Origin of the sequence: Marivivens sp. LCG002 (genome assembly GCF_030264275.1) — a bacterium.
Classification (GTDB): Bacteria; Pseudomonadota; Alphaproteobacteria; order Rhodobacterales; family Rhodobacteraceae; genus Marivivens.
Genome location: NZ_CP127165.1, coordinates 453,600 through 479,674, shown reverse-complemented (window position 1 = coordinate 479,674; position 26,075 = coordinate 453,600). Strand labels below are relative to the sequence as shown.

Here is a 26,075-nt window from a genome sequence, read left to right as displayed (position 1 = left end):
TTTTGCTTGTCTTTCGGCGGTTGGCTCAGAGGCTCGGCTTGACCTGCATCAGCTCCATGACATCCGCCATTTCGGGTCCTTTGGCGCGGCCCGTTACGGCCTTGCGCAGAGGCATAAAGAGCCCCTTGCCTTTGCGACCCGTGGCGTCCTTGACCGCGTTGGTCCAGTCGCCCCAAGTCGCGGCGGTATAGGGCGGCTCGCCCAGCATTGAAAAAGCGGTGGCGATGAACTCCTGATCCTCGGCATCGACATCCGGCGTCGCGCCTTTGGAGAAAAGCTCCCACCACTCGGGCATTTCGGACAGGAAGGTAATGTTCGCGCGGACAACCTCCCAGAAACGCGGTGCGATTTCGGCAGGAACGCCAAGCGCGGCAACCTGATCGGCCACCTCTTCGAATGGCTTGTTTCCGATGATCCGCGCGGTCAGCGGCTCGAGATCGGCAGGATCGAACTTGGTCGGAGCCGCGCCGAATTTCGACACGTCGAAACCGTCGATCACCTCCTGAACGGTTGCGCGCAATTCGACAGGATCAGCCGAGCCGAGACGTGCCATAAGGCTCATCACCGCCATCGGCTCGATCCCGCGCGCACGAAGATCCTTGAGCGCCAGCGTGCCGAGACGCTTGGACAGTGCCTCGCCCTGCGGACCCGTCAAAAGCGAGTGGTGCGCAAATTCGGGCACAGTGCCGCCCAGAGCCTTGATCATCTGGATCTGGGTCGCGGTATTGGTCACATGGTCAGAGCCGCGCACGACGTTGGTGATGCCGAACTCGACATCATCCACGACCGAAGCGAGAGTATAGAGGAACTGACCGCTTTCCTTGATCAAAACAGGATCGGAAACCGAAGCGGCATCAATCGAGATCGGGCCGAGAATACCGTCGGTCCATTCGATCCGCTCGCGGTCCAGTTTGAACCGCCAATGCGAGCCACGCTCGGCACGCAGACGGTCCTTTTCCTCTTCGCTCAGATCAAGCGCCGCGCGGTCATAGACCGGGGGTTTACCCATGTTGAGTTGCTTCTTGCGCTTGAGATCGAGCTCGACCGGAGTTTCGAAGCATTCGTAAAGACGGCCCATGTCGATGAGCTTGGCTTTGGCGGCCTCGTATTGCGCGAGCCGCGCCGACTGATACTCGATCCGGTCCCAAGTGATCCCAAGCCACGTGAGTGCATCCTTGATCCCGTCAACGTATTCGGGCTTGGAGCGCTCTTGATCGGTATCATCGATCCGAAGAATGAACGTCCCGCCGTTTTGTCGGGCAATGGCGAAATTCATCAAAGCAGCGCGAAGGTTGCCGATGTGCATCCAGCCGGTCGGCGAAGGGGCGAAACGGGTCGTTGTCATGATCATCTCCTGTTGAGGGAGCCTCTTTCACATCACGAGCCTTTTGTCCATATGAAGCAGTTTTCCTCAGGAAGTAACTCGATTGTGAAGTGGAATCCCAAGCCAAGCACTAAACCTATAGACATGCGGGCTTTCCGCTTTAGTTGGAGGATTGAAATGAAACTTTCGAGACGACACCTTCTTGCAACCGGACTGGCCTCGCCGTTTTTGGCGACGTCCCTTTTTGCACAACGCGCTTTTGCAGAGGCCCATATGACACCTGCTCTCCCGACCCACCGCAGTTTTGCACTTGGCGAATTCAAAGTGACGACGCTTCTCGCCGGCTCCACCCCGCGCGAGGACCCGCACAGCATCTTCGGCCTCAATGTATCGGATGAGGAGTTCAGCCGCGTGAGCAAAGAGGCGTTCTTGCCCGAGGATATGGCCCAATTTTTCTTCACACCGACCCTTGTGGACACGGGCGAAGAGCGCATCCTCTTCGACACAGGCCTCAACGCAGGCGGCATCACCCATGCTCTTGCCGCTGCGGGATATACGCCTTCGGACATCACCCATGTGGTGCTGACACATATGCACGGCGATCACATCGGCGGGTTGATGCAGGACGGGGCCCCGACGTTTGAGAATGCGGCCTATGTGACGGGTCAGGTCGAATACGACCACTGGGCAGGCGCGGCGAACGACGGTTTCGAAGGAAACGTGCGCCCGCTGGCCGACAAGATGACCTTTTTGTCCGATGGCGGCTCCGTTCGTTCGGGCATCACCGCGATGCTCGCCGCAGGCCATACGCCCGGTCACATGGCCTATATGCTGGAGTCGGGCGGCAAACAGCTCTTGCTGATGGCCGATACCGCCAACCACTATGTCTATTCGCTCGCCCACCCCGATTGGGAAGTCCGTTTCGACATGGACAAAGCCGCGGCGGCCGCGACCCGCAGACGCCTGTTCGACATGGCCTCTGCGGATCAAATCCCGCTGATCGGATATCACATGCCCTTCCCCGGACTGGGTTATGTCGAGACGCGCGGCGAGGGCTATCACTTTGTCCCCCATAGCTATCAATTGATGGGCTAGGTCGGCGTCACCGGCCATTTGGCCCCAAGATCGGCAAGTCCGGTGCGGATCAACGTCTCGAGGACATCAAGGTCAATGTCCTCGAGGTTATTCACATAGAGACAGGACTTGCCCGTCTTATGCTTGCCCAGCAGCGCGAGAATGGCGGAATAGTCCTGATATCCGGGCATGATATAAATCGAGAGGTTCGCCTTGCGAGGCGCAAAGCCGGTGGCAAGGAAATCGCCCTGTCGTCCGCTGTCATAGATGTAATGATAGGACCCATACCCCACCATCGAGGGGCCCCACATCTTGGGTTTGAACCCCGTAACCCGCCGGAAAAGGGCGTCGAGCGCAAAGGCATCGGCGCGGCGCTTGGGGTTCTCGGTCTGCCCGAGAAACTGCACAACCGAAGTGTCCGTGGGTCTCGTCTTGTTTTCTGCCATGCCACACCTCTCATAGGATCAACCTAAGTGAGACTTGGCGGGGCACAAAGACCAATCTGCTGCATCCCCGGATGCAGCGCAAAAGGAATGCGGCCCCGAATGGGGCCGCTCCGTTTGATTATGACACCCGATCAGATCAGGCGATAAGCTTGGCGGTCACTTCGACCAGACGCTTCGCCTGATAGGCAACCGACTTGGCGCCGACTTCCGACAGCTCGCCGGGCTGGGTCGAGAAACCATAGGGGTTGCCGCCGTCTTCGAACTTCACGCCATCGGCATAGCCCGGCACGACAGGGATCATGCCGAAGTGCATGGCCGAGACATAGGTCTGCTGGATCGCACCTTCGGTGCCGCCGTTCTTGTTCTGGGCCGAGGCGGTCACGGTGACGGTCTTGTTCACCAATGCACCTTCCATCCAAAGGCCGCCGAGCGTGTCGAGCCACGCGCGGGTCTGCGAAGCCATACCGCCGTAACGGGTGGGCGAGCTGATGAAGAGACCATCGGCCCACTTGAGGTCATCGGGGCTGATCACTTCGATATCCGAGGCGCGCTCGGCTTGGGCTTTCCATGCGTCCTGACCCTCTACGACCTCTTTTGGGGCGGTTTCGGGAATGCGGCGCAGACGCACTTCGGCGCCCGCTTCTTCAGCCGCCTTGGCCGCAGCCGCAGCGATACCGTGGTTGGTGCCGTAGGTCGAATAGAATGCGATGGTGATTTTCGGCGTTGCCATGTCGTGGACTCCTTTGCGTGTCTTCCAGCAAAGAGTTAGTCACTCGTCATGAACTTGTCCTCGCACATTGGCGCAAACTCTCTGTGCGCCAATGCAAAGGTGTATTTCAGCGGAACACAGGCCCATGCGCCCATTGTGTCATCGAAAAGCGCTCGCCCTTGGTTACGGGGGTGACGCGGTGGAGCATATAGCTCGGGAAAAAGGTGATCGAGCCGCGATCCTTGACCGCCACCCGCGCCTCAGCCGAGGGCCAAAGTTCGAGCAAGCCGCCCTCATAGGCCTCTGGCTCAGAGAGTTGGACCACCATGGTCAGCTTGCGCTTCGCGGCCACCTGACCCTCGCCGATGTCGGAGTGCCAGACAAAGTGCCCCTGACGCTCGGCTCCGTAACGGGCGACTTGCGGACTTTCCGCGATGTCCGAAATGTCGAAATTGAACACCTCGCGGTTCGCAACGCGGACCAGATCCACAATGCGGTCCGTGACCCATTCCGTGCCTTCGACATCATCAAGCCAGACAAGATCGGCGCGGCGGAAATTATGGTTTTCGCGCTGACCGACCAGCCGCGCATCACTCGCGGGTGCAGAGCGGAAAGTCTCGAGAATGCGGTCACATTCAGCAGGCGAAAACGCCTCGGGCACCGAGTAGATGGTCAACATTGGCCGTGGTCCAAAATGTAAGAAAGGTCGGGAAACGATGTTCTCGTTTCCCTTGATGCGCATTAGCGAAAGCGCCCCTACAGGCAAAGCTCGATGCGCAGCGCAGCTTCGATCTGCCTAAACGCTATTGCAGCGATGTCACAGGGCCCCAACCGATGTGGATCGGTCCTCAGACCCCCGAGGCATCCCTGAACCGGTTCGCGATCGGATAGCGACGATCGAGCCAGAACGCCCGCTTGGTCAGCCGCGTTCCGGGCGCGGACTGGAACCGCTTGTATTCGCTGATATAGACAAGATGCTCGACGCGCTTGACAGTGTCGTAATCATAGCCTTTGGCGACACAGTCTTCGACGCTCGCGTCCTGATCCACCAACAAATCAAGGATCGCATCCAGAACGGGATACGGCGGGAGGCTGTCCTCGTCCTTCTGATCGGGACGAAGCTCTGCCGAAGGCGGCTTGTCGATGATCGCGACAGGGATCACTTCGCCCTCGGGGCCATGCATCCAATCGCGATGATTGGCATTGCGCCAGCGGCAGGTTTCGAAGACGCGTGTTTTGTAGAGATCCTTGATCGGATTATAGCCGCCGTTCATGTCCCCATAAATCGTGGCATAGCCGACCGCGACTTCGGACTTATTGCCCGTAGTAAGGAGCATTTCACCGAACTTGTTGGACATCGCCATCAAGAGAAGACCGCGCAAACGGGATTGGATATTTTCCTCGGTAAGGTCGGGTTTCTTTCCCTCGAACAGAGGTCCGAGCGCCTCGGTCACGGCCGCTCGCGGGCCGGAAATCGGCACATAGTCATAGCGGACCCCAAGCCGTTTGGCGATATCCTCCGCGTCGTCCAGCGAGCCTTGGGAGGTATATTCCGAGGGCAGCATGATGCAGCGCACATTATCGCTCCCCAATGCATCCACGGCAATCGTCGCCACCAGCGCCGAGTCGATCCCGCCCGAAAGACCCAAAAGGACCTTTTTGAAGCCCGTCTTTCCAAGGTAATCGCGCAGCGTCATCACCATAGCGCGGTAATCCTGTTCCCATTCGCTGGGATAGAGCGCTTTGGGGCCTTCCTCTGCGACCCAACCCTCTTCGGTGCGGATGAAATCGACATGGGCCAGCATCTCTTCGAATACGGGGAGCTGCACGGCGAGTTTTCCGCCACGATTAAGCACGAAGGACCCGCCATCAAAGGCCTGATCGTCCTGACCGCCGGCCATATTGACATAGACCATAGGCACGTCGTTTTCGACAACGCGGGCCACCATGTGGTTCATGCGGCGGTCGAACTTGCCGCGATAGTAGGGCGAACCATTGGGCACGACGAGCAGCTCGGCGCCGCTTTCGCACATGGCCTCGGCGACATCGGGGAACCACGCATCCTCGCAAATGGGCGAGCCTATGCGCAGCGGACCCGCATCATAGGGGCCTTGGATCGCGCCGCGATTGAACTGGCGCACTTCGTCGAAGACGTTGTAATTGGGTAGGAAATGCTTGAGCTGCCGCGCGACGACTTTGCCACCCTTGCATATATGATAGGCGTTATAGAGCCGGCCCTTGTCAAAAAAGGGCCCACCGATGGCAAGGATCGGCCCATCCGAACATTCCGCCGCCAAAGCCTCGATCCGCGCCATTGCCGCATGGTGGAAAGCGGGTTTCATAACCAAGTCTTGCGTCGAATAACCCGCGATGAACATCTCGGGGAATGCGATCATATCGGCTCCGGCCTCTTTGGCCTCTTGCCATGCGGCACGCGCTTTGGCGGCATTCCCCTCAAGATCCCCCACGGCAGGGTTGAGCTGGGCCAGAGTAATTCGGAAGGTCTCGGTCATCGGTGTCCTACAAACTTGATCGCAAAACCTTTACCAGATTAAAGGGCGAGGAAAAGCCGATTGAATACCTTGGGCGTTGTCTCGGGTCGGCCGGTGCACTAGTCTTGCGCAGCAAATGTATGGAATTTCTGAATATGACTCGTAATCGGGCAGTTTTGGGCAGTCTTACCGCTACTCTGGTTTCAAGTGTGCTGCTGGCATCACCTGCGTCGGCGCAGAGCGTCCAGACCAAGCAATACGAAGACGGCGGCGTCTATGAAGGCGAATTCCTGAACGGCAAACAGCACGGCACGGGCACCTATCGCCTCCCCAACGGCTACGAATATGTCGGCACTTGGGTCGAAGGCGAAATCCGCGGTCAGGGAAAGGCGGTCTTTCCCAACGGGTCCATCTACGAAGGCGACTTCGCCGCGGGCAAACCCAACGGCACGGGCAAGATCACATTCGCCGATGGCGGCACCTACGAAGGGGACTGGCTCGACGGCAACATCACGGGCCAAGGCATTGCGACCTATGCCAACGGGATCACCTACGAAGGCGCATTCCGCAACGCCATGCACCACGGTATCGGCACGATGACGGCCCCTTCGGGCTATGCCTATACGGGGCCTTGGGTCAACGGCGTCAAAGAGGGTCAGGGCAAGATCACCTATCCCGACGGTGCGGTTTATGACGGCATGCTCGCCAATGACGAACGCGAAGGCCAAGGCACTCTGACCATGGCCGACGGGCTGATCTACGAGGGGACTTGGGTCAACGGTCAGATCGAGGGCAAAGGCCGTCTCGTGCAATCGAACGGCGACGTATACGAGGGCGATCTCGTTGCGGGTCGCCGCGAGGGTCTGGGCGTTGTGACCTATGCCAACGGCGACACCTATAGCGGCGGCTTCAAGGATGATCGTCGCCACGGCCAAGGCACATTTACGGGCACCGACGGATATATCTACATCGGCGCATGGACCGAGGGGCGCATCGAAGGTCAAGGCCAAGTCACCTATCCCGACGGATCGGTTTATGCAGGGTCTTTCCTTGATGGTCTCGCCCATGGCTCGGGCAAGATCACCTATCCCGACGGGGCGACCTATGACGGGGAATGGCAAAACGGGGTGATCAACGGTTTCGGCACAGCGATCTATCCCAACGGGCTCACCTATGTGGGCGAGTTCCTGAACGCCAAAAACCACGGCAAAGGCAAAATGACCTATCCTGACGGCTATTCCTATGACGGCTCTTGGGAAAACGGCCAGCGGAGCGGCACAGGCATCGCCACCTATGCTGACGGCACGGTTTACGAGGGAGAATTCCTCGACGGCCAGCGTCACGGCACGGGCACGATGACCATGCCCGACGGCTTTACCTATGTTGGCGCTTGGGAAAACGGTGAGATTTCGGGTCTGGGCAAAGCGACTTATGCGAACGGCGACATCTACGAAGGCCAGTTCCGCTCGGGTCGTCGCCAAGGCAGCGGCACGATGGTCTATGCGTCCGGCGAAACCACTTCGGGCAACTGGGAAGACGGTGCGCTTGTGACGCAGAACGCGACGACGCCCGCAGGTACCACCACCGAGACGGCACAGGATGCCGCCCCCGTGCCGAGCGACCAATAACCTACCAGGGGATCGTCTCGCCCGCGTAATCGTAAAAGCCGCCCGTCATGTCGGGCGTTGCGCCGTCCAGAACCGTCAAAAGGTTCCGCGCAGCAACTTCGGGCGCAACCGTCGGATGGCGACCTGCATAGTCACGCGTGAACTCTGTCGCGACCGTTCCGGGATGGAGCGCGATGAGCACCGCCTGTTTGTGTGTGCGCTGCAATTCGATAGAGGCACAGCGGATAAGCTGGTTCAGAGCGGCTTTGGACGCGCGATAGGAATGCCAGCCCCCGACCCGATTGTCTCCGATGGACCCCACCCTAGCAGAGAGCACGCCGACCACGGCTTTTTGATCCTTGGGAAGCCATCGAGGCAGATGTTTCAGGATCAAAGCAGGGCCGATCGCATTGACGGCGAATGTTTCGGCCATCACCTCGGCTTCGATCGCGGCAAGTGATTTTTCGGGCTTGGCCCCTTGGGGCGCAAGGATACCAAGCGCCACGATGACCCGTGTGAAGGGGCCCTCGATCTGACCGAGCATCGTTTCCGCGGCTTCGGGGTTGCGCACGTCGAAGCCATGGTCTTTGCGCGACAGACGCACAACATCGCCGTCAAGCGACTGTGCCAGTGCCGCACCGATCCCGCCAGAGGCGCCTATGACAAGTGTTCTCTCCATAATTCCCAAGCTAGAACGCATCCGAGATTTATCCAGAGCGCCGAAGTCAGACGCGATTGAGAAAGTGCGCCGCAGACCGGGACAGGCAAAGTGCCACTTTCCCGTCCGCTTATGCAAATGAGGTCTTTTCCTCAGGAGAATCGTGCGTATAGTCGCCGCTATGACCAGTAACGCACATATCACCCCTGTTGCCCGCCCGCGCGGTGCACTGCGTTCGCTTGGTCTACTTCTCCTTAGCCGCCTCTGAGCGTGCCTGTCGGCGCGACCGCTCAGAGGGGTTTCAGCGCCGGACGAACCAGCTAAGGAAAGAAAAGGACTATCCAGATGACCAAAGACCGCGTGTTGATTTTTGACACCACATTGCGTGACGGCGAGCAATCCCCCGGCGCAACCATGACCCATGACGAAAAGCTCGAAATCGCCGAGCTTCTTGACGATATGGGCGTCGATATTATCGAAGCAGGCTTCCCCATCGCCTCCGAAGGGGATTTCCGCGCCGTTCACGAGATCGCCAAGCGCTCCAAGAATTCGACGATCTGCGGACTTGCCCGCGCGAACTTCAAGGACATCGAACGCTGCGCCGAGGCAATCCGCCCCGCAGGCTCGGGCCGTATCCACACCTTTATCGGCACATCGCCTCTTCACCGCGCCATTCCGAACCTTACCATGGACGAGATGGCAGAGCGCATTCACGAGACCGTCACCCATGCCCGCAACCTCTGCGACAACGTCCAGTGGTCGCCGATGGATGCAACGCGGACCGAGTGGGATTACCTCTGCCGCGTAATCGAGATTGCGATCAAAGCAGGTGCGACCACGATCAACATTCCCGACACCGTGGGCTATACCGCGCCGATGGAAAGCGCCGATCTCATCAAGCGCTTGATCGAGACCGTTCCCGGGGCGGATGATGTGATCTTTGCGACCCACTGTCATAACGACCTTGGCATGGCGACCGCCAACGCCCTTGCCGCGGTTGCGGGCGGTGCGCGCCAGATCGAATGCACCGTCAACGGCCTTGGTGAACGCGCAGGCAACACCGCGCTTGAAGAAGTTGTCATGGCGCTCAAGGTGCGCGGCGACATCATGCCGTTCTACACCAATGTTGAAACCACCAAACTCATGAACATCTCGCGGCGCGTGTCCACCGCTTCGGGCTTCCCTGTCCAGTTCAACAAGGCGATCGTCGGCAAAAACGCCTTCTCGCACGAGTCCGGCATCCATCAGGACGGTATGCTCAAGAACAAGGAAACCTTCGAGATCATGCGTCCCGAAGACGTGGGTTTGGCCGGCACGTCGCTCCCCTTGGGCAAACATTCGGGCCGCGCGGCACTCCGCGCCAAGCTCGACAGCCTCGGCCACTCGATGGCCGACAACCAGCTCAACGATCTCTTCGTGCGATTCAAGGATCTCGCCGACCGCAAGAAAGAAGTCTTTGACGACGACATCATCGCGCTCGTGACCCAGAACGAAACCGTCGAAGACCACCTCAAGCTCAAGTCGCTCCGCGTGGTTTGCGGCACCGAAGGTCCGCAGACGGCAGAATTGACGCTCGTTGTGGGCGGCGAGGAAAAGTCGATCAAGTCCAACGGCGACGGCCCTGTCGATGCGACCTTCAACGCGATCAAGGAAATCTTCCCCCATGGCGGCCGCTTGCAGCTTTATCAGGTGCACGCCGTAACCGAAGGCACCGATGCGCAGGCAACCGTTTCGGTGCGCCTTGAGGAACAGGGCCGCATTGCCACGGGCCAGTCTGCTGACACCGATACCGTTGTGGCCTCGGCCAAGGCTTATCTCAATGCGATCAACCGCCTGATTGTGCGCCGCGAAAAATCCGCACCCGGCGAAGACGTCAAAGAGATCAACTACAAAGACATCTAAGCATAAGGGGCCGGCCGATGTGCCGGCCCTTTTTCTTTCAGGCAAACGCAAATGACCCATTCCTCAGTGACATTGCTGGGCACCAAAGGCGGCCCCGCCATTCGCCCCGGCACCCCAATGCCGACGTCGAGCCTCTTGCGGCTCGGCGGCAAGACCATCGTCATCGATGCAGGCTTGGGGGTGACGCGCGGGATTTGTGATGCAGGCGTTCCCCTGACGGGGATCGATGCCATTTTCATCACGCATCTGCACTCCGACCATTATCTGGAACTCGGCCCGCTGATCCACACGGCATGGACCGCAGGGCTCAAGACCCCCATTCCGATCTATGGCCCCGAGGGACTTGGCGCGTATTGGCGCGGGTTTCTGGCGTCGATGGAGGCGGATATCGCCCTGCGTATCGCGGATGAGGGGCGCCCCGATCTCGGCTCTCTCGTAGCCTTGCAAAAGCTGGAGGCCGAAGCGTTCACGCTGTTCGATATCAAGGTGTCCGCGATCCGCAACCAGCACCCGCCCCTTGTGGACAGTTTCGCGCTCCGCTTCGATCATAAAGGGAAATCCGTCACCTTTTCGGGAGATACCGCACCGATCCAAGACATGGTGGGCTTTGCCGCAGGGTCCGACCTCTTGATCCACGAAGCCATGCTGTCCGAAGGGATTGCTGCCCTTTGTGCCCGCGTCGGAAACGGGGATGATCGGTTGCGCATCCATCTGGAGCGCTCGCACTCTTCGGCCCAAGAAGTCGCCAGGATCGCAGCGCGCGCCAAAGTTCCCGCGCTCGCCCTCCACCATCTTATCCCGAGCGACGACCCTGCATTCACCCAAGAGCATTGGATCGAAGAAATCCGTCCGGTTTTTGACGGTATGCTCCATTTGGGACGCGACGGAATGATCATTGAGTTCTAGCCTGTGACCGAAAGGCTAGGCGCGGGGTTCAAAGGTTGAATTCCGCACTTAGTCCTAAACAAAGTGGCAAAACAGAACGTTACACTTTCCGAACCTGTCACAAGGAAAGTATAGCCACATGCAGACTGCTGCCCAAAGTAAAGATAACAGCGCCGCCGCAGCTCCAAGAAAGCTCTACACGGCTGCAGATCTTCTCGATCTCATCTCCGCCGTTCGCGAGCACGATCCGGGTGCGGCCTCGCACGTTCTGGTCGGCCTTTTGCGCATGGCGGCAAATGGTCATGCGACCGCCGTTGAACAAACCTCCATGCGCATTGCGGGTCTTGCCGACCTGCGCGGGAACGAGTTTGTCTTGACCCCTTCGGCCTGCGGAATACTCGATGAGTTCAGCAACGGTGATTATGTGAGTTCCGGCCCGCGCCGAAGTCACGATCCCGCGCACGACGTCGTCGCGCGCACGCCGAGCCCTGCGATTGCCAACAATCTTCCCGAACCGATCGCACGCCTGCGTATCGGCACCCATGACTATGTCATCGGAGAGATCGAAGCGCTCGAAATGCTCGCCTTCCGTCCGCAAGAAGGCGGCGAGTGGATCGAACTGTCCAACACGGTCGAGAACGGCTGGTCCTCCATCGCATCCGAAATCATCAAACTGACTTTCGATACAACACGCGAATATATCCGCATGCACATGATCCAGCGCCGTGATCTGGACATGGGCAAGAACATCGAAGCCTTCGATCTGTATGGCTTCGAATGGTATATCCGACTGGAAGACACCAAGAGCGAAGTGCGTCTGGGCGGCCAGAACTGGTCCCCGTTCGACCGTGGCGATATGGACCCCGTCGAGAAGATCAAATTCATCGCGGTCGAAGGCCTCTTGTCCGTTCTCACCGATCCCCGCTCCATGTTCGGCAAGGACATCGATGCATGGGCGCGCCGTATCGCAGCGGGTGCGTCGGTGATGCCCGCGTTTACGATCTAAAAAGAAGGGGGCCTAAGCGCCCCCTTCTTCCATCTCTGTAATGAATTTACGAAGCCGCTCCACTGCGGCTTTTTTGATTTGCGAGACGCGTCCCGTCGTTACCCCGAGCACTTCTGCAATTTCATAGACGTTCAGCTCTTCCACATAGTAAAGCTGAAGAAGGAGAGCCTCTCGCTCAGGAAGCTGGCCAAGCGCACGCCGCAAAAGCTTTTTCATCTGCATCTGCTGGATATTGTCTTCGGCGGTGCGCGCCATGTTGTCCGAAAACAGATTTGACTGGTCGGTATAAAGTTCGTCGAGCGACTTGACCTGCCCTGCGGCAAAGCGGTTTTCCCAATCCTCGAGTTCGCCCACCGTGATCCCGAGTTCTTTGGCGACTTCTTCCTTTTCGGGCGCGCGCATGAGCTGTTGCTCGAGCTTGGCGGTCGCGGCTTTGGCCTTTTGCTGCATAATGATCGTGCTTCGGCACACGCTGGCGTTATCGCGCAGAAAGTCGACAATAGAACCGCGCACACGAATGGCGGCATAGGACCCGAAAGAGGCGCCCGCTTTGGGTTGATAGCGTCGGCTGGCATCGATCAGTCCCATGTAGCCGACTTGCAAAAGGTCTTCGATTTCCACAAGCCGACCGACGCGGCCGAACATATGCCATGCGATCTTGCGCACGATATGCATATGGTCCTTGACCAGCTTGTCAGGTGACGGGCTCTGCTCGGCATAGCCTTTTGTGAGGATCATTTCCGAGGTCTCCTCTGGTTTGAACCACTGCGCCGAAGCGCTCTTGGGTAACTCATTGCAATCATCGGGCCACCTGCGCGGCGAATGGACCTTGGAGCCAGCTAATTGCCCAAGTCACAATCGTTTCCCGTCCGGCTTGAACGATGGCATCGGGAACGCCCGAACGGCGCGCAACGTGACCAAGTTTGAGACCTGTCGAGGCAATCGCGCAGAGCTCTTCGGGGGATGGGCAGATGGCATCGGTGCGGCTGAGCGCGACGCGCGGCGCAAAGGATTTCCAACGGGCAAGGCTCTGCGCCATCAGTGCGGGATGCATCCCCGAGGGCAGCACAAGTATGACTTCGGTCTTGCCCGCAATGATCAGACCCTGAAGCTCGTCAGGGGTCAGATCCTCGATCTCGGAGAGGTCGAAAATTTGCGGCGCGGCGGTTGGTTTTTGCCACTCTTCGCGCGCGATAAGGTCTTGCAACAGCGGGCGTTCGGTCCTGAGCCCCATCAAGCGCGCCTGCCCTGCAAGGCGATCAGGGAAAAGCTGCACAGTCCGCGATGGCACGATGATCCGCGGCGTCGAAGGTGTCTCGTCACAAAGCCACTCGCCCGCCAGACGCGCCGCCAAGAGGGACTTTCCCCCGCCCGAAGGTCCGATGATCAAGGTGCGCGCGAAACGTCCCGTCGCCTGCTCGCTCTCGCCCAGCACAAGGGCCTTGGCCAGCCGCGCTACAAACCCCATCCCGTCCGCGCAGCCCGTTGCGATCTCGTTCCGCAAATCCGCGAGAAAGTCGGGGGAATAGCCTGACCACCCACCAAAGGGATGATCGAGCGACGGGCCGAGAGTCCCCAGAACATGCGGCACATGGTGCGCGCCAGTCTCTTGGGGCGACTTGTGTTCAAGGCGGTCGATCTCCTTTTGGCGTGCGGCAAGAACATCCGCAAAGGTAAGCTCGGTTTTCTCTTGTGGCATCTCGGCAAGAGGCGGGCTTTCGACCAGCTTGAGCCTTGTCGTTTCCTTTTGCGGCTTCGGCTTTGGCGCTTCGGTCGTCGCTCTGATCTCGACCTGCCCGTTCTTGTTCGTCGTCGACAGGATCAAGGCATTGGGTCCCAACCGACGCATGACTTCATCCATCGCAAGTGCTGAATCCGAGGCTCTGACTACGATTGTGGACATGGCTTACTCCATCACCGGCGAACGTTGCGGGGCGGGCTGTGGTGTTGGGCGCGGAAGCGCCGCTGCGCCGCCGATCACTCCGAGAACCTCGACGCGGCGCGTCTCGGGAAGCTCGTTGATCCCGAGCACGATCGCATCGGGGATATGGGGTCGCAGGAAGGCGGCAAAAGCGCGGCGCAGGGGCTGGGCCACCACGACGACCGCTTGTTTGCCATTGCCCGCTGCGCCTTCGAGCGCTTCGGACAGGCTCGTGATGATCGTGCTGGCCAGCCCGTTTTCGATGATGAGACCTTGATCAACACCGCCGTTCTGACGGGTGCGGATCAATAGCTGTTCAAGTTCGGGATCAAGCGTGACAAGCGGAATAGGCTGGCTGATCGGGCCCATTTGCTGAAGCAAAAGCGGCGAGAGCATCGGGCGCAGATATTCGGCCATCTCCGCAGCAGGAAGATTGCGATCCGCGATTTCCGAAAGTCCTTCGAGGATGCGGCGCATATCGCCCACAGGCATACGCCCTGCCAGAAGGTGACGCAGAACAGCCGTCAGTGTATGGAGCGGGACAAGCTTGGGCACCACCGCTTCGACCAAGGTCGGGCTCACCTGTGCCAGCGTATCCACCAGCACCCGCACGTCGTCGGGGCCGATGAGATCGGCGGCATGCATCGTCACAACCCGCGAAATATGGGTGGCAATCACGGACTCGGGTTCGACAACCACGTGGTCGTCGGCCTCGGCCTCTGCGACCTGATGGGGCAGAATCCAGACGGCATCCATCCCGAAGCTCGGTTCTTTGACTTCGATACCTTTGAGCTTGCGGCTCGACCCACCACCCGGGATCGCGAGTTTGCGGTCGGGATAGATCATGTCTTCGCCGAGGATCGTCTGGCCTATGCGGATGCGATACTGGTTGGGCGCAAGGCTCAGATCGTCGCGAATACGCACGCCGGGCACGACAAAGCCGAGTGCTTTGGAGATATCTTTGCGGATTGCGGTGATCCGCGAAACCAGAGCGCCGCCCCCGTCTCCTGCCATGCCGATGAGCCCATACCCGATCTGGAGCGAGATCGGGGCATGGTCCGTGACATCGGCGGGAGTTACGCCTTCGGCCTGACCTTCGGTTTCTTCGGGCGTTTCCGTTTCAACGGCTTCGGTATCATCCGCGCCGGTGTTGTTGCGATTGAAATAGGCAACAGCCCCCGCACCCGCGGCAGCCACGATAAAGAGCATGTTCGGCATTCCCGGAACAAACCCGAGCAGTGCCATGACGCCCGCGACAGGCACCCAAGCGCGGCTCATGTTCATCTGCTTGCCGATGAGCTTGGTCATATCATGCGACGAGGACACACGCGTCACGATCACAGCGGTCGCAATGGAAAGAAGAAGCGAGGGGATCTGGGCGACCAGACCGTCCCCGATCGACAGTAGCACGTATGTTTCTGCAGCCTCGCCCGCGCTCAGGCCATGCTGTGCCGTGCCGATGATGATCCCGCCGATGACGTTGATCGCAAGGATCAGGATACCCGCCATCGCGTCGCCTTTGACGAACTTCGAGGCACCATCCATCGCACCGTAAAAGTCAGCCTCGGCAGCAACATCCGCGCGGCGGATCTTGGCTTCTTCGGGTGTCATGAGACCTGCGTTAAGGTCGGCATCGATCGCCATCTGTTTGCCCGGCATCGCGTCGAGGGTGAAACGCGCCGACACTTCGGACACACGGCCTGCACCCTTGGTGATCACCACAAGGTTGATGATCACAAGGATCGCAAAGACCAAAAGACCAACGACGAAATTGCCTGCGATGACAAATTCGCCAAAGGCCTGGATCACCTGTCCCGCCGCCGCAGAGCCAGAGTGCCCATCCGTCAGAACGATGCGCGTCGAGGCCACGTTCAGCGCGAGACGCAGAACAGTCGCGATAAGCAAGATGCTGGGAAAGCTGGAAAAATCGAGCGGGCGATAGCTATGGAGCGACACCATCAGCACAAGCAAAGACAACAGGATATTGCCGACAAAGAAGGCATCCAGCAGCGCCACAGGGAGCGGCAGGACCATCATCGCCACAATCGCAAGGATACCCAAGGGCAAGGTAAGATCGCCCAGCCGCCCCGCTATCGTCGGTCGGATCTGCGCTTCCATCACTTCGCCCCCATATTGAAGGGGCGATACGTTTTGCTGCACTCAGGGCACATCTTATTGCCTCGTCCGGTTAGAGATTACCGGCCTCGCTGCAAGTAACGTGCCAGAGGAGGGGTCATTTTAGGGGCAGCCAAAGATAAAGATGGCATGTCGTTTGCAGGTTTCGGGCCAACGAGAGACGCAAACCGTGGAGAAGTGCCTTGCCCTTCCAGACATCCATTAAACTGAACACCGCCCTTGCTGGTGCCGCTGTGGCGCTTTTGCTTACGGGCTGCACCGTCACGACCGCCCAGCAGGCGCTTCCGCCGGATGCGGACGAGCGCACGACCGCCTTGGCCGAGATCAAGGACAATCTCGACACGCTCGAGAGTGGCACCCCTGCTGCGGCTATGTCCCCGATGCCGACGCAGGAAATCGTCGCTCCGACGATGATCACGGGCATAGGATTTGCCCAGATCAACGGCCAACCCGGAAAAACGATCAATGAAAAGCGCCTTCTTGCGCTCAAAGCCGCGCGGATGGACGCCATGCGCGATCTGACCGAACAGATCCACGGCATCCAGATCAACGCGACCACGAACGTGCGCCAGATGGTGACCCGTGACGACAATCTCAATGCGGTTGTCAGCGGAACACTTCGCGGGGCACGCACCCTCAACATCCAGCCCAAGGGCAGTGACGGCTACGAAGTGCAACTTGCCGTCGATAAAGACACCGTCGCCTATATCCTTCGGGCGGCACAGGGCGCGCTATGAAGCGGCTGGGGGCAGTCCTTGCGGCTCTGCTGATCGGCACCGCCGCACCGGCACAAGAAACGCTCTGGATCGAATCCACGGGCGTTGCGATCATCAACGGGCCGAGTGATCAGGACGCAGCGCGCCGCCGCGCCGTGGCGGATGCGCTCTTTAATGCCGCGATGGCGGGTGGTGCAGCGGTTCAGGGCCATACGGTTGTGAATATGACCCGCGTCGAGCGGGATCTAGCCATTGTCCGTCCCGTCGGCCACGTGCTGCGCAACGAGCTTCTGTCCGCCCAGCGGAACGGAGACATGTGGCAAGTCAAGGTGCGCGCCTTGGTCGGGACGGAACGACTTGTCACCTGTCAGGCCGCAGCACGGCTCAATGTGACGGCCTATCGACCCGAGATCCGCGTCTCGCCCTATGCCCCTGCCTGGACCGAACAGCTTGCGGTCGATGTATATGAATCGCTTCTCGGCGTGCTCGACCGCCATCCTGCGACAGGAACCTTTCGCGTCACGGACCGCGAGATGCCGCGTTCGACCCGTGTCCCCGACAGCCAGAATTACAAAATCCTGACCCAGGGATCGGTCGCGCTCGGCGCGGGCGACTATGGTTTCATCCCCGATATCAGGATCGAAAAGGCAAACACAGGCAAGGGCGACGTGCTTCGTCTCGACCTCAACATGCGACTGATCGGGTCCGATGGGTCCGTCTTTGAACAAGCCGTCACCCGTGATGTGAGGCTTGTCGGACCGCAACTTCTCGAAAGCGCGCGGGTCATGAGCCAAGCCACCCGAAGCGAAATGGCTGCACAGCTGACCTCGGGTTTGAGCGATGCTTTCGACACGCTGCTCAGCCAAAAATCCTGCGAACCGATCACCACGCGCCTTGCGCTTTCGGGTGGTCAACTCACTGCTCCGATCGGAAGCCAGCACGGGCTTTCGCGTGCCGCCATCGCCTTTACCGCGGATCGCTCGAATTCGGTCGAAATGCTCGAGGTGGTGCACGTGAGCGGACGCTCGGTCACGCTGCGCCCCATGGACCCGACACGCTCGGCCGCGTCGTTCGACGGCCGCCCGATCCGTTTTGTGGAGGCGCAGTTCTAATGCTCGCTCGGGTGATCTTTTTGTCCTTTGTGCTCGCAAGCGGCACGGCTCTTGCTCAGGACTATGCGGATGGCGTCAGTGGCGCAGAAGCCGAAAGCCTTGTGCTCGAAGCGATGCGCGCCGCCGGTATCAGGGATGGATCACCCATGGGCTCTATTCGCCCGTTTCCAGCCTGTGACACCACCCCGACCGTCGCCCCTCGGGGCGGAGATTGGGGCACTGCCGTGATCCGCTGTGGAGATGAATGGAGCCGCTCGATGCGCACCCGAACAACCTATGCACCCCAGCGTCCCGCTGCACCATTGCGTGCAGCAGAGACCACGGGCGCAATGGTGGTCGTACTCAAGCGGAATATGGAAAGCGGCCAAATGATTTCAGAAGAGGATGTGATGCTTGCCCCAAGCGGTTCACGGAGTAGCCCGGAAACCTTTTCACGCCTCGAAGATGTCATCGGTCGTCGCCTCAAGTCGCGTGTGACCGCTGAACAAATGGTTTTTATGCGTCACCTCGAGACGGATTGGCTAATAGTTCAAGGGCAACCTGTCGTCTTAAAGATCAATGCGAACGGCATCCAGGTTTCCGCCTCGGGAGAGGCCCTCGAAGCAGGGGAATTGGGCGACATTATAAGAGTGAAAAACCTTCAAAGTCAGAAGGTTATCAAAGCAATCGTCGACGGAAAGAATTCTGTATCAATTCGCCCTAACATCGGCTGAATTCCTGCCGTTACTACCTGCGTATGGAGGTCCAAAATGGTTGACTCAATTTCTAAATCGGGCGGGTCGCCGATTACCAAACGCCCAGGAGATGACACGATCTCGCGTTTGCAAGGTGGACAGCCTGCGCAAACCGTCGTCAGCGGCGCGCCTTCTGAAGATACGGCAAGCCTGAGTGCGGCTGCGCAACAGCTCCCCGCCGAGCTCAAGGGATCGGCGCCGATCGATCTTCCGATCGTCACGCGCCTACAAGAAGCGATTGCCTCGGGTGATTACCCAATCGATCTCGATGCGATCACGGAAAGCCTGTTCCAAAGCTACATGGAACTCAATTCGTAACTGCTAGATTATCAGCGGAGACCAGTATGCTGACAGGCATCGAACCGACTTACATTATTGCAGGCGTTGGCTTTTTGGGTCTGGCGCTTGCATTGGCGGCCGCCAAGCGTGCACGCCACAAAGCCGAAACCGCTTTTGCAAACCGAGAGCAGGAGCTCTTGGCCCGCATTGATGCGCGTCTTGCAGAATTCAGCACCCAGTCGGCACGCTCGACAAGCGATGCCATGGAGCGCATCCATTCGGACATCCAGAGCCTGCAAACCGACATGGAATGGCTCGCGGGGGAACGCATGATCGAGCAAGCCATCGAAATGGCGCGCATCGGGCACAGCGCCTCGGAGATTTCGACCGATCTCGGCATGCCGCTCGAGGCTGCAAACACGATCACCAAGTATCGCCGCCATTGACCCCAACACCAGTGTGCGGCTTGCGCCTGTTGCGATAGAGGCCCCCCAGTCCTTCGCAGCAGGCGCAGCTTTTTTCAGCTATTGGAAAAAATGGAACAGACCGAGAGCTTTGCGCCCAGAACAGCGCAAAGCTCGTCGAGTTTCTGGGTGGCCTTTTCTTGGGCCGAGAGACGTTCATCGTCTTCGATCAAGGCAAGGCTGGCATTGCGCAGCTCGACCGCTTCGGTGCGACCAAGCGCGACGGCAAGCGAGTTCCAGACATAGGCTTCGACGAAATCGGCCTCGGGCCGTAGCTCGCGTTCGATCACCGCAATGGCCAGCATCGCGCGGGTATCGGCCTCGAACGCCCGTGGCATCAGTTCGGACTTGAGCTTGTCCGCCAGAGCGTTCTGCGCCTCTTGGGATAACGAAGCTCCGATCTGCGCCAAAAGTGCCTCGGCTTCGACAAGACCGTGCAGCTTGGCGCGCCACGCCCATTCAAAGGCGCGACCATGGTTTTCGGGAACCCCCGCCCCTTTGAAGTAGAGCAAAGCAAGGTTGAACTGCGCCTTCGGGTTTTCTGCAACAGCAAGCTCGTGGAACATCGCAGCCGCATCCCCCGAGCGCCCTTCTGCAAAGGCGGCCATGGCGTCGGCAAGCGTCGCGCCTTGGGCCAGCGTGGGCAGGATCGCCATGAGAAGAGCAGTCTTTTTCATCATCGGCCCGCCATCATCATCAGGCGAAGAAAAATCAGTTTGTTTCTTCTGCCGTATTTGTTTCGTTCATAAACGATGACCTGTGGGCGCGGCGCGCTTTCGGTCTCGAACTCGATGTCGATATAGGTCGGAAGATAGACGTGATAGGCCTCGAGGGTGCCCTTGGGGTCCGCAGCAAAACGATCCTTGAAATGCGGATCGATCCAGACCCGCGCCAGCACACGGCCCAGAATATCGGGAAGATACCTCTCGACGTCCTCGCTGTCGCGCAAATAGGTTTCGCGCTTCACCAGCTCATAGGCTGTGCTATCGGAAGGCTGATCCGACGTCTTCCCCTTGAAAACAGCAGGAAGATTGCGCGTTACGGGAACGAGCGGTTTATAGGTAGGATCGGTCATCGACGCGTGCGCCCTGTCGGTGTTTTCTGTCAGAGACTGAAACGGCGCAACGCCAAAGAGTTTTAGGCCTTTTTCCATCCTTTTTGATACTTTTTATATCCTTTCGAGACAGACATCTCGAAGTTTACGGCACGGTTCGTGAATGCACCTCGGCGAAGGGGTATTTTCATGGACAAAACCAAGCTTTTCATTCTCGGCGGCTTTGCTCTCGTGATCCTGCCGTTTGCCTATGGCGTCACGACACTTCGCACCGAACCCCATCTGCAACCTGCCATCGTGGAAAAGACGCCTCCCCTGCCCGATCCGGTCTATCTGAACCTGCCCGTGGGCGTCGTGACAGAACTTCCCGGCACAGGCCGCGCGGCTGAAGTCGGTTTTACCTTCATGGTGGAGCGCTCTGCCCCCCAGAGGGTCGAAATCGAAGCGATGATCGATAGCGTGGATGAAAAGCTCGACGCCCTCTTGTCCGAGGCGATCCGCCGCGCGGTCGAGGATGGGGCAAGCGGGAGCGATCTGCTGCGCGCTATTTCCCTGCAATCCAGAGAACAGCTCAATATCGCTCTCGGAACCGACGATTACAGCGAACCGATTTTCGAAGTGCTTGTGACCTCGTTCCAGGCGCAATGAACTGGCACGGGATTTGCAGCCACCTCATTATTGATAGGAGAAGCCAAATGTTCTTTCAGCCCCTCAATCCCAAGGTCACTCTTCCCGAGCCCCTTCCCTGCCCCAAATCCGAGCTTCATGATTTCTTGGTAGAAGTGACGGTCTATAAACAGGATGGAACGGTCAAAGCGTCACGCGTGCTCGAGGCCAAGGACCTGATCGAAGATCACTAGATCAGCGTCTTCTTTTTCCACATCAGATATCGCAGCACAAACGCAGGTATCCCGAAGAGCGGCACAACAAGGCCCAGCTCCATCGGCGTAGGTAAACGCCCGAGCAAGGTTTCAGCCACAGACGGCACAAAGCCGATCATGAAGATCAATGCGAAAGCGACGATCAGGTAGATCCGCATGAAGGCGCAGGTTCTGCAACCGCCCCGTCGCATCAGCGCACCATGACTTGGGTGCGCACATAGGCAGGCCGGCCTTTTTCGGCACTGCGTTCGGCACGAAGCTGAAGCGCCATTTTCTCCTGAAGATAAAGCAGCTTGTCTGCGGCTTGCTGTGCTGCATCACGCGCACAAAGAGCGGAGCTGTCGGTGATCTCGCCGGTCAGAGCGCGCAGCTCGCCGATGATCGAGATCGCATCCTCGAACTTGCGCAGATCAATCGCCTCGACCATACGGTCAAGCGCAAGTTCGATCAGAACGGCGGTTTCCGCCGCCGGTCGGTCATACCCCAATCCGGTCATCTTCAAACCTCGGTCGGCTTGATCTGACGCCACGCCGCGAGCAGAGCCGAGATGTTGTCTTTGCAAGATGCAAGCTTGGGATCGGGTTTGCGCGAAAACGCCTCGGACACCTGAAGTCGGCAATATTCGTAAACCTGGAAAAGGTTCGTCGCGACCTCTCCGCCCTTTTCGAAATCAAGGCTGGATTGAAGAATATAGATCGCAGTAAAGGCGCGGTTCAGATGATGCGGCGAATAGGGCGCGCCTGTCTCAGCGGCCTTTGCGAGCACGGCAAGCGACTTTTCAAGCTCGGTCAGGGTCACGACGATGATCTCGTGCGGATCGGCAGCATCGAGATTGGTTGCGTTTTCCGCTCGGCGATACGTGGACCGCGCATTTAAAAAAGTCATTCCCTGCCTCATTCGCTGGATTAAAGCACTATCACTGGTAACAAGAACGGAAATCTGCGGAAAAATTTAGGGGCGGAATGCGGCATTTTTCAACGCCGCATCAATATCTTAGGCCGCGATCTCTTCCACTGCCGACAAAGCGTTTGTCGACAGGACCATACCCACTTCGCCGCCCGCCAAAAGAGCGATCCCGGTGAGGTTCTTGAGGTGGCGAAGGACACCGCGCAACGGACGCAGCAGAACGAGTTGCTGCCCCAAAAGCTCGTCGACGGGGATCGCAAGATTACGGTTGCCCGCATTCAGGATCACATAGACGCGGCGATGCGTGACGCCTTCGGAATCCGAGGTCGCCTTGACCCCGTTCTTCGAGAGATTGTGCACCCCGATGAGCGGCCCATCCTCCAGACGAAGCATCATCTGGCCATTGCCGGCCGAGATCCTGCGAAGAGCATCGGGTTCGGGCTGAACAATCGAGCGAATGGCATCCACAGGGATCACATAGCGGACACCTTCGACGCCAACGACCATTCCTTCGAGAACGACCATCGCGAGCGGCATAGAAATATGGAAGCGCATCCCACCACCCGGAACAGCGAGCTGGCGGAAATCGGAACCGGACTGGGCCAGAAGCGCCTGAAGTTCCTCGGTCTCGATTGCGTTCCGCTCGGACTTGCCGCCATCGTCTTCGAGCGTGACAAGCACACGCTCTTCGTCACGGTGGAACGAAAGATGAAGCGAATTCGGAGCAGCGGTTTCGCCATTGAAACGCGCTGTGATCAGGCTGCGCAGGATCTTGCGGAGGTTCTCCATCAAGGTCACGTCGATGGTCAAATCGCCGCCCGCAGCCGTGAGTTTCGCCTCTTTCTTGGCGCGGCGCGAGATCGTCTCGACCAATGCCTCGAGCGGACGGATCAGGACTTCGACGGGCTTGGAGCGAATGGCGACCGTCTGCTCCTGAAGATGTGCCATCTGCGCGACAAGCTGGCTTTCGACTTGGCAAATCTCCTGAAGACGCGCCGAATGCTCGGCAACCATCTTTCTGATCCCGTCAAAGGCAGAGGCGGGATTGTCCTTTGCATTACGGATCAGGGTTTCGACCGCTTCGCTTAGATCGACTTCGCTCAGGTCCGAAAGCATATGGTTGACCATAGCTTGGCTTGCGGCGACTTCGCTGATGTCCTCGAGCATTTCAGCCGTCAGACCTTGGCCTTGATTGAGACCCTGGTCGATGTCGGGCGTCACGTTGCCCTTCATATCAGCGACGGTTTCGACGTTGTATTCAAGGGTCCGCAGCACGCTGACATCTTTGCCCGAGGGGTCGATCTCGGCGATGCGGGCCACAAAATCTCCTTGTTCGAGGCTCGACGCCAAGAGGAAGTCGAACAGCGTCTCATTGCCACGGAAAACCGTAACGTTGGTGATCGAGTCCACAAGGTCGGAGCTGATCAGCTCGAAGAACTTTTCGGCCAACGCATCGTTGCTGTTGATGTCTGTGCGGACGATATAGAAATGCTGGCCCGCTTCGATTGCAGCAGATGCCGTGCGGACGCTGTCTGGCGACAGAACGCGATGGAATTCCAGCGGGAGGTTCAGCTTGCGCTCGATCGCCGTCGCGGTGAGCAGACCTTCGGAGAGGAAGGCGGCATTGGACGCCTGTTCGAACAGCGCGTCGAGATTTTGGGTATCGGGAATTTCGCCCTGTTCGAGCGCATCAAAGACCAATTCGATCGTATCCACGAAACCGCGGGCGATATGCATCAGGATGCTGTCGGGCCCCGCGCCCGAGGTTTGCACGCGGCTGAAGAGGTCGATGAGCGACATCGCGAGCTGGCCTGCGGTGTCGAGCTTGTGGTGACCGCAGGCGTGGAAGACCAGCCGCATCTGACGCGAGAACCCCGAAAACGCGGCGTCCGAATGGTCACCCGATTTGAAGCGGTCCAGAATAGTGTCGAGCGCCGTGATCGTGTCGAAGGCATGGCCCGCGCACCAATTGCGGAGGAGTTCGCTCGGCCGCACGCGCGAAACGCCGCCGTCTTCGAGCAGGACGCGCTCGACCGCGCTCAGCTCTTCATACATGCGAAGTTCGGCGTCTCGATAGGACTTGGCGTCATCCGCCTTGCAAAGATTGAGTGCCGTTTCAGCGACCCGCACCAAGCCTTCTTCCAAGGCCGCTTCGTTGACCAAAGCTGCGTTTGCCTTGATCAGCTCGGCCGAAGGTTCTTCGCCTGCAGCCCAATCCATGCCCGCTTTTGACAAGACGGCCAGAGCCTCTTCAAGCTTGTCGAAGAAGTTGCCGTCCTTGGGCGCAACAGGAGACTGCGACTGACCGTTCAGGTCGGTTTCTATCGCTTCCTGGATCAACAGAACCAGAGCCGCGATACGTTCCACATCCTCATCGGTATTCGAAGGCGTTTCCTTGAGAAACACACCGAGGAACTCGACCCACCGCGGCAATCCCATCTGCCCCGAAGCGTGGTGCAGATTATCGACCTCTTTGCGCGCTTTGGTGTTCGATGCCGCATAATCCGGCCCCATGGCCCCCATGATCGCCTGAAGCTTGCGCACCGCGTCATTCGCCATTCCGGTGAAGATATCGCGATAGGTCGGATCGTCGATCAAACGCTTTGCCGCACCTGTTGACGGCTTCGCCACCGGCTTAGGTTCAGGGGTAGGCTCGGGCGCTGGTTCGGGCTCGGGCGCGTCTTCCACAACGGCGGCGGCTTCCGGCTCTTCCCCGATCGCTTCCTCGGTCTCTACCGGCACATCCTCGGCGGTTTCGGAGACGGCCACCTCGGATTGTGGTTCGTCATCCACCGTTTCTACAGGCTCCACTTCTGCCTCGGCGACTGTCTCGGGCTCGGGTGCCACGGCCTCTTGCTCGGCAGGGACGCCACCGCCCAATGCCTCTCGGCAACGTGCGATCTTGTCCTTGAGCTGATCAAGAAGATCCTCGGACGCCGCAGGATCGACATCAGCGCGAGCGGTCGAGGTTTCCTCGAGCATTCCGCGCAGCACATCGCCCGCATAGAGAAGGATGTCGAGGATTTCATCATCCATCGGCACGCCTTCGTCACGCACCAGGCCGATCAAGTCTTCGGCGTAATGCGCACGGCTTTCGACGACCCCTAAACCCAGAACACGGCTGTTGCCTTTGAACGTATGAACGGCACGGAAAAGCGCACTGATGTGCTCGGAGTTCTCCCCTTGGGGATCTCCTTGGATTGCAAGAAGCGCAGCTTCCATCGCGTCCAGAGACTGTGTCCCGTCATCGAGATACAGTGCCCAGATTTCGTCCATTTCGTCAGACATGGCAGCCTCGTCAGTCGATTAGTGAATTTGTGTTCGAAACGGTTCGGATGGGCTTAGGCCGCGACCATCAGATCGCGCATCACGCGCGCAAGCTCATCACCCGATTTTTCTTCGAGGTCATGCGAGACCGTTCCCGAGGGCTTGGCGACAACGCCGTCGGCGCCAAGCTCGCGCGCCTTGGCGGCATGGGCCGAACCCGAGACAGCAACAGACGAGAGCATGACGATCTTGGCACGGGTCTTGAGTTTGGCATGGCGCAAGAACTCGAGACCATCCATGACGGGCATTTCGATGTCGAGCAGGATCAGATCGACCGAAGGAAGATCGGCCAGCTTGTCGAGAGCTTCTTGACCGTTGCTTGCCTGAGCCACGACCTTGAAGTCGGGAAGCGTTTTGAGAAAGCTGGCGATGTAGAGGCGCATCATTGCTGCGTCATCGACGATCATAACATTGTGAGGCATTTCTTATTCTCCGTTTGGGG

28 protein-coding genes are annotated in these 26,075 nt (G+C 58.9%); 12 read left to right on the top strand and 16 right to left on the bottom strand.

What is annotated here, in order from left to right:
• Positions 1-25: 25 nt before the first annotated feature.
• Positions 26-1,345, bottom strand: a complete 1,320-nt coding sequence (gltX, locus tag QQG91_RS02465; RefSeq protein ID WP_285771401.1) for a glutamate--tRNA ligase — start codon at positions 1,343-1,345, stop codon at positions 26-28.
• Between the two features lie 156 nt (positions 1,346-1,501).
• On the opposite strand from gltX, the gene QQG91_RS02460 reads away from it, so the two are divergent.
• Positions 1,502-2,419, top strand: coding sequence for an MBL fold metallo-hydrolase (locus QQG91_RS02460; RefSeq protein WP_285771400.1), 918 nt, complete (start codon positions 1,502-1,504; stop codon positions 2,417-2,419).
• Here the strand turns inward: QQG91_RS02460 and QQG91_RS02455 are convergent.
• The 4 genes from QQG91_RS02455 to QQG91_RS02440 form a co-directional block, all read right to left on the bottom strand.
• Positions 2,416-2,844, bottom strand: coding sequence for a DUF1801 domain-containing protein (locus QQG91_RS02455; protein WP_285771399.1), 429 nt, complete (start codon positions 2,842-2,844; stop codon positions 2,416-2,418). The two genes, QQG91_RS02460 and QQG91_RS02455, sit on opposite strands and share 4 nt — an antisense overlap.
• 136 nt (positions 2,845-2,980) lie before the next feature.
• Positions 2,981-3,574 carry an NAD(P)H-dependent oxidoreductase gene (locus QQG91_RS02450; RefSeq protein ID WP_285771398.1) on the bottom strand — a complete coding sequence of 198 codons (594 nt, stop codon included), beginning with the start codon at positions 3,572-3,574 and terminating at the stop codon, positions 2,981-2,983.
• A gap of 106 nt (positions 3,575-3,680) precedes the next feature.
• Positions 3,681-4,232 (bottom strand): 2OG-Fe(II) oxygenase, encoded by a 552-nt coding sequence (locus QQG91_RS02445; protein WP_285771397.1) that lies wholly within the window; start codon positions 4,230-4,232, stop codon positions 3,681-3,683.
• 169 nt (positions 4,233-4,401) lie between these two features.
• The gene (locus tag QQG91_RS02440; RefSeq protein WP_285771396.1) at positions 4,402-6,066 is read right to left on the bottom strand and encodes an NAD+ synthase; all 1,665 of its coding nucleotides are present in this window, start codon (positions 6,064-6,066) and stop codon (positions 4,402-4,404) included.
• Between the two features lie 134 nt (positions 6,067-6,200).
• On the opposite strand from QQG91_RS02440, the gene QQG91_RS02435 reads away from it, so the two are divergent.
• A complete protein-coding gene (locus QQG91_RS02435; RefSeq protein ID WP_285771395.1) occupies positions 6,201-7,673 on the top strand; it encodes an MORN repeat-containing protein in 1,473 nt (490 codons plus the stop codon).
• Between the two features lies 1 nt (position 7,674).
• Here the strand turns inward: QQG91_RS02435 and QQG91_RS02430 are convergent, their stop codons facing one another.
• Positions 7,675-8,331: an SDR family NAD(P)-dependent oxidoreductase gene (locus QQG91_RS02430; RefSeq protein WP_285771394.1), complete on the bottom strand. Its 657-nt coding sequence runs from the start codon at positions 8,329-8,331 to the stop codon at positions 7,675-7,677.
• A 324-nt stretch (positions 8,332-8,655) separates the two neighbouring features.
• Here QQG91_RS02430 and QQG91_RS02425 point away from each other — a divergent pair, with 324 nt between their 5' ends.
• From QQG91_RS02425 to QQG91_RS02415, 3 genes are all read left to right on the top strand, one after another.
• Positions 8,656-10,212: a 2-isopropylmalate synthase gene (locus QQG91_RS02425; protein WP_285771393.1), complete on the top strand. Its 1,557-nt coding sequence runs from the start codon at positions 8,656-8,658 to the stop codon at positions 10,210-10,212.
• Positions 10,213-10,263: 51 nt separating this feature from the next.
• Positions 10,264-11,118 carry an MBL fold metallo-hydrolase gene (locus tag QQG91_RS02420; RefSeq protein ID WP_285771392.1) on the top strand — a complete coding sequence of 285 codons (855 nt, stop codon included), beginning with the start codon at positions 10,264-10,266 and terminating at the stop codon, positions 11,116-11,118.
• Positions 11,119-11,236: 118 nt separating this feature from the next.
• A complete protein-coding gene (locus QQG91_RS02415; RefSeq protein ID WP_285771391.1) occupies positions 11,237-12,103 on the top strand; it encodes a hypothetical protein in 867 nt (288 codons plus the stop codon).
• 12 nt (positions 12,104-12,115) lie between these two features.
• On the opposite strand, the gene QQG91_RS02410 is transcribed toward QQG91_RS02415, so the two are convergent.
• From QQG91_RS02410 to flhA, 3 genes are all read right to left on the bottom strand, one after another.
• A complete protein-coding gene (locus tag QQG91_RS02410; RefSeq protein WP_285771390.1) occupies positions 12,116-12,841 on the bottom strand; it encodes a sigma-70 family RNA polymerase sigma factor in 726 nt (241 codons plus the stop codon).
• A 61-nt stretch (positions 12,842-12,902) separates the two neighbouring features.
• The gene (locus QQG91_RS02405) at positions 12,903-14,006 is read right to left on the bottom strand and encodes a hypothetical protein (protein WP_285771389.1); all 1,104 of its coding nucleotides are present in this window, start codon (positions 14,004-14,006) and stop codon (positions 12,903-12,905) included.
• 3 nt (positions 14,007-14,009) lie between these two features.
• Positions 14,010-16,142, bottom strand: coding sequence for a flagellar biosynthesis protein FlhA (gene flhA / locus QQG91_RS02400; RefSeq protein ID WP_285771388.1), 2,133 nt, complete (start codon positions 16,140-16,142; stop codon positions 14,010-14,012).
• Positions 16,143-16,342: 200 nt separating this feature from the next.
• Between flhA and QQG91_RS02395 the strand changes: the two genes are divergently transcribed.
• The 5 genes from QQG91_RS02395 to QQG91_RS02375 are packed head-to-tail and all read left to right on the top strand — an operon-like array spanning position 16,343 to position 19,447.
• Positions 16,343-16,897 (top strand): LPP20 family lipoprotein, encoded by a 555-nt coding sequence (locus tag QQG91_RS02395; RefSeq protein ID WP_285771387.1) that lies wholly within the window; start codon positions 16,343-16,345, stop codon positions 16,895-16,897.
• Positions 16,894-17,988: a flagellar assembly protein T N-terminal domain-containing protein gene (locus tag QQG91_RS02390; RefSeq protein ID WP_285771386.1), complete on the top strand. Its 1,095-nt coding sequence runs from the start codon at positions 16,894-16,896 to the stop codon at positions 17,986-17,988. The genes QQG91_RS02395 and QQG91_RS02390 overlap by 4 nt, the downstream gene beginning before the upstream one ends.
• The gene (gene flgA, locus QQG91_RS02385; protein ID WP_285771385.1) at positions 17,988-18,701 is read left to right on the top strand and encodes a flagellar basal body P-ring formation chaperone FlgA; all 714 of its coding nucleotides are present in this window, start codon (positions 17,988-17,990) and stop codon (positions 18,699-18,701) included. Before QQG91_RS02390 ends, flgA begins: the two co-directional genes overlap by 1 nt.
• Positions 18,702-18,737: 36 nt before the next feature.
• Complete coding sequence (gene flgM, locus QQG91_RS02380) at positions 18,738-19,040, top strand: flagellar biosynthesis anti-sigma factor FlgM (RefSeq protein ID WP_285771384.1); 303 nt, start codon at positions 18,738-18,740, stop codon at positions 19,038-19,040.
• A gap of 26 nt (positions 19,041-19,066) precedes the next feature.
• Positions 19,067-19,447, top strand: coding sequence for a hypothetical protein (locus tag QQG91_RS02375; protein ID WP_285771383.1), 381 nt, complete (start codon positions 19,067-19,069; stop codon positions 19,445-19,447).
• A 74-nt stretch (positions 19,448-19,521) separates the two neighbouring features.
• Here QQG91_RS02375 and QQG91_RS02370 read toward each other — a convergent pair whose 3' ends face one another.
• Both QQG91_RS02370 and QQG91_RS02365 read right to left on the bottom strand, forming a co-directional pair.
• The gene (locus QQG91_RS02370) at positions 19,522-20,142 is read right to left on the bottom strand and encodes an SEL1-like repeat protein (protein ID WP_285771382.1); all 621 of its coding nucleotides are present in this window, start codon (positions 20,140-20,142) and stop codon (positions 19,522-19,524) included.
• Positions 20,142-20,618: a hypothetical protein gene (locus tag QQG91_RS02365; RefSeq protein WP_285771381.1), complete on the bottom strand. Its 477-nt coding sequence runs from the start codon at positions 20,616-20,618 to the stop codon at positions 20,142-20,144. Before QQG91_RS02365 ends, QQG91_RS02370 begins: the two co-directional genes overlap by 1 nt.
• A gap of 90 nt (positions 20,619-20,708) precedes the next feature.
• Between QQG91_RS02365 and QQG91_RS02360 the strand changes: the two genes are divergently transcribed.
• Positions 20,709-21,167, top strand: a complete 459-nt coding sequence (locus tag QQG91_RS02360) for a hypothetical protein (protein ID WP_285771380.1) — start codon at positions 20,709-20,711, stop codon at positions 21,165-21,167.
• 47 nt (positions 21,168-21,214) lie between these two features.
• A complete protein-coding gene (locus QQG91_RS02355) occupies positions 21,215-21,379 on the top strand; it encodes a hypothetical protein (RefSeq protein ID WP_285771379.1) in 165 nt (54 codons plus the stop codon).
• Here the strand turns inward: QQG91_RS02355 and QQG91_RS02350 are convergent.
• The 5 genes from QQG91_RS02350 to QQG91_RS02330 form a co-directional block, all read right to left on the bottom strand.
• Positions 21,376-21,558, bottom strand: coding sequence for a hypothetical protein (locus QQG91_RS02350; protein WP_285771378.1), 183 nt, complete (start codon positions 21,556-21,558; stop codon positions 21,376-21,378). The genes QQG91_RS02355 and QQG91_RS02350 overlap by 4 nt on opposite strands.
• Before the next feature lie 32 nt (positions 21,559-21,590).
• Entirely contained in the window at positions 21,591-21,896 is a 306-nt protein-coding gene (locus QQG91_RS02345; protein ID WP_285771377.1) for a hypothetical protein, read from the bottom strand.
• 2 nt (positions 21,897-21,898) lie between these two features.
• Positions 21,899-22,285: a flagellar export chaperone FliS gene (locus tag QQG91_RS02340; protein ID WP_285771376.1), complete on the bottom strand. Its 387-nt coding sequence runs from the start codon at positions 22,283-22,285 to the stop codon at positions 21,899-21,901.
• A gap of 108 nt (positions 22,286-22,393) precedes the next feature.
• Complete coding sequence (locus QQG91_RS02335; RefSeq protein WP_285771375.1) at positions 22,394-25,594, bottom strand: Hpt domain-containing protein; 3,201 nt, start codon at positions 25,592-25,594, stop codon at positions 22,394-22,396.
• A 53-nt stretch (positions 25,595-25,647) separates the two neighbouring features.
• Positions 25,648-26,055 (bottom strand): response regulator, encoded by a 408-nt coding sequence (locus QQG91_RS02330; RefSeq protein ID WP_285771374.1) that lies wholly within the window; start codon positions 26,053-26,055, stop codon positions 25,648-25,650.
• Positions 26,056-26,075 lie beyond the last annotated feature (20 nt).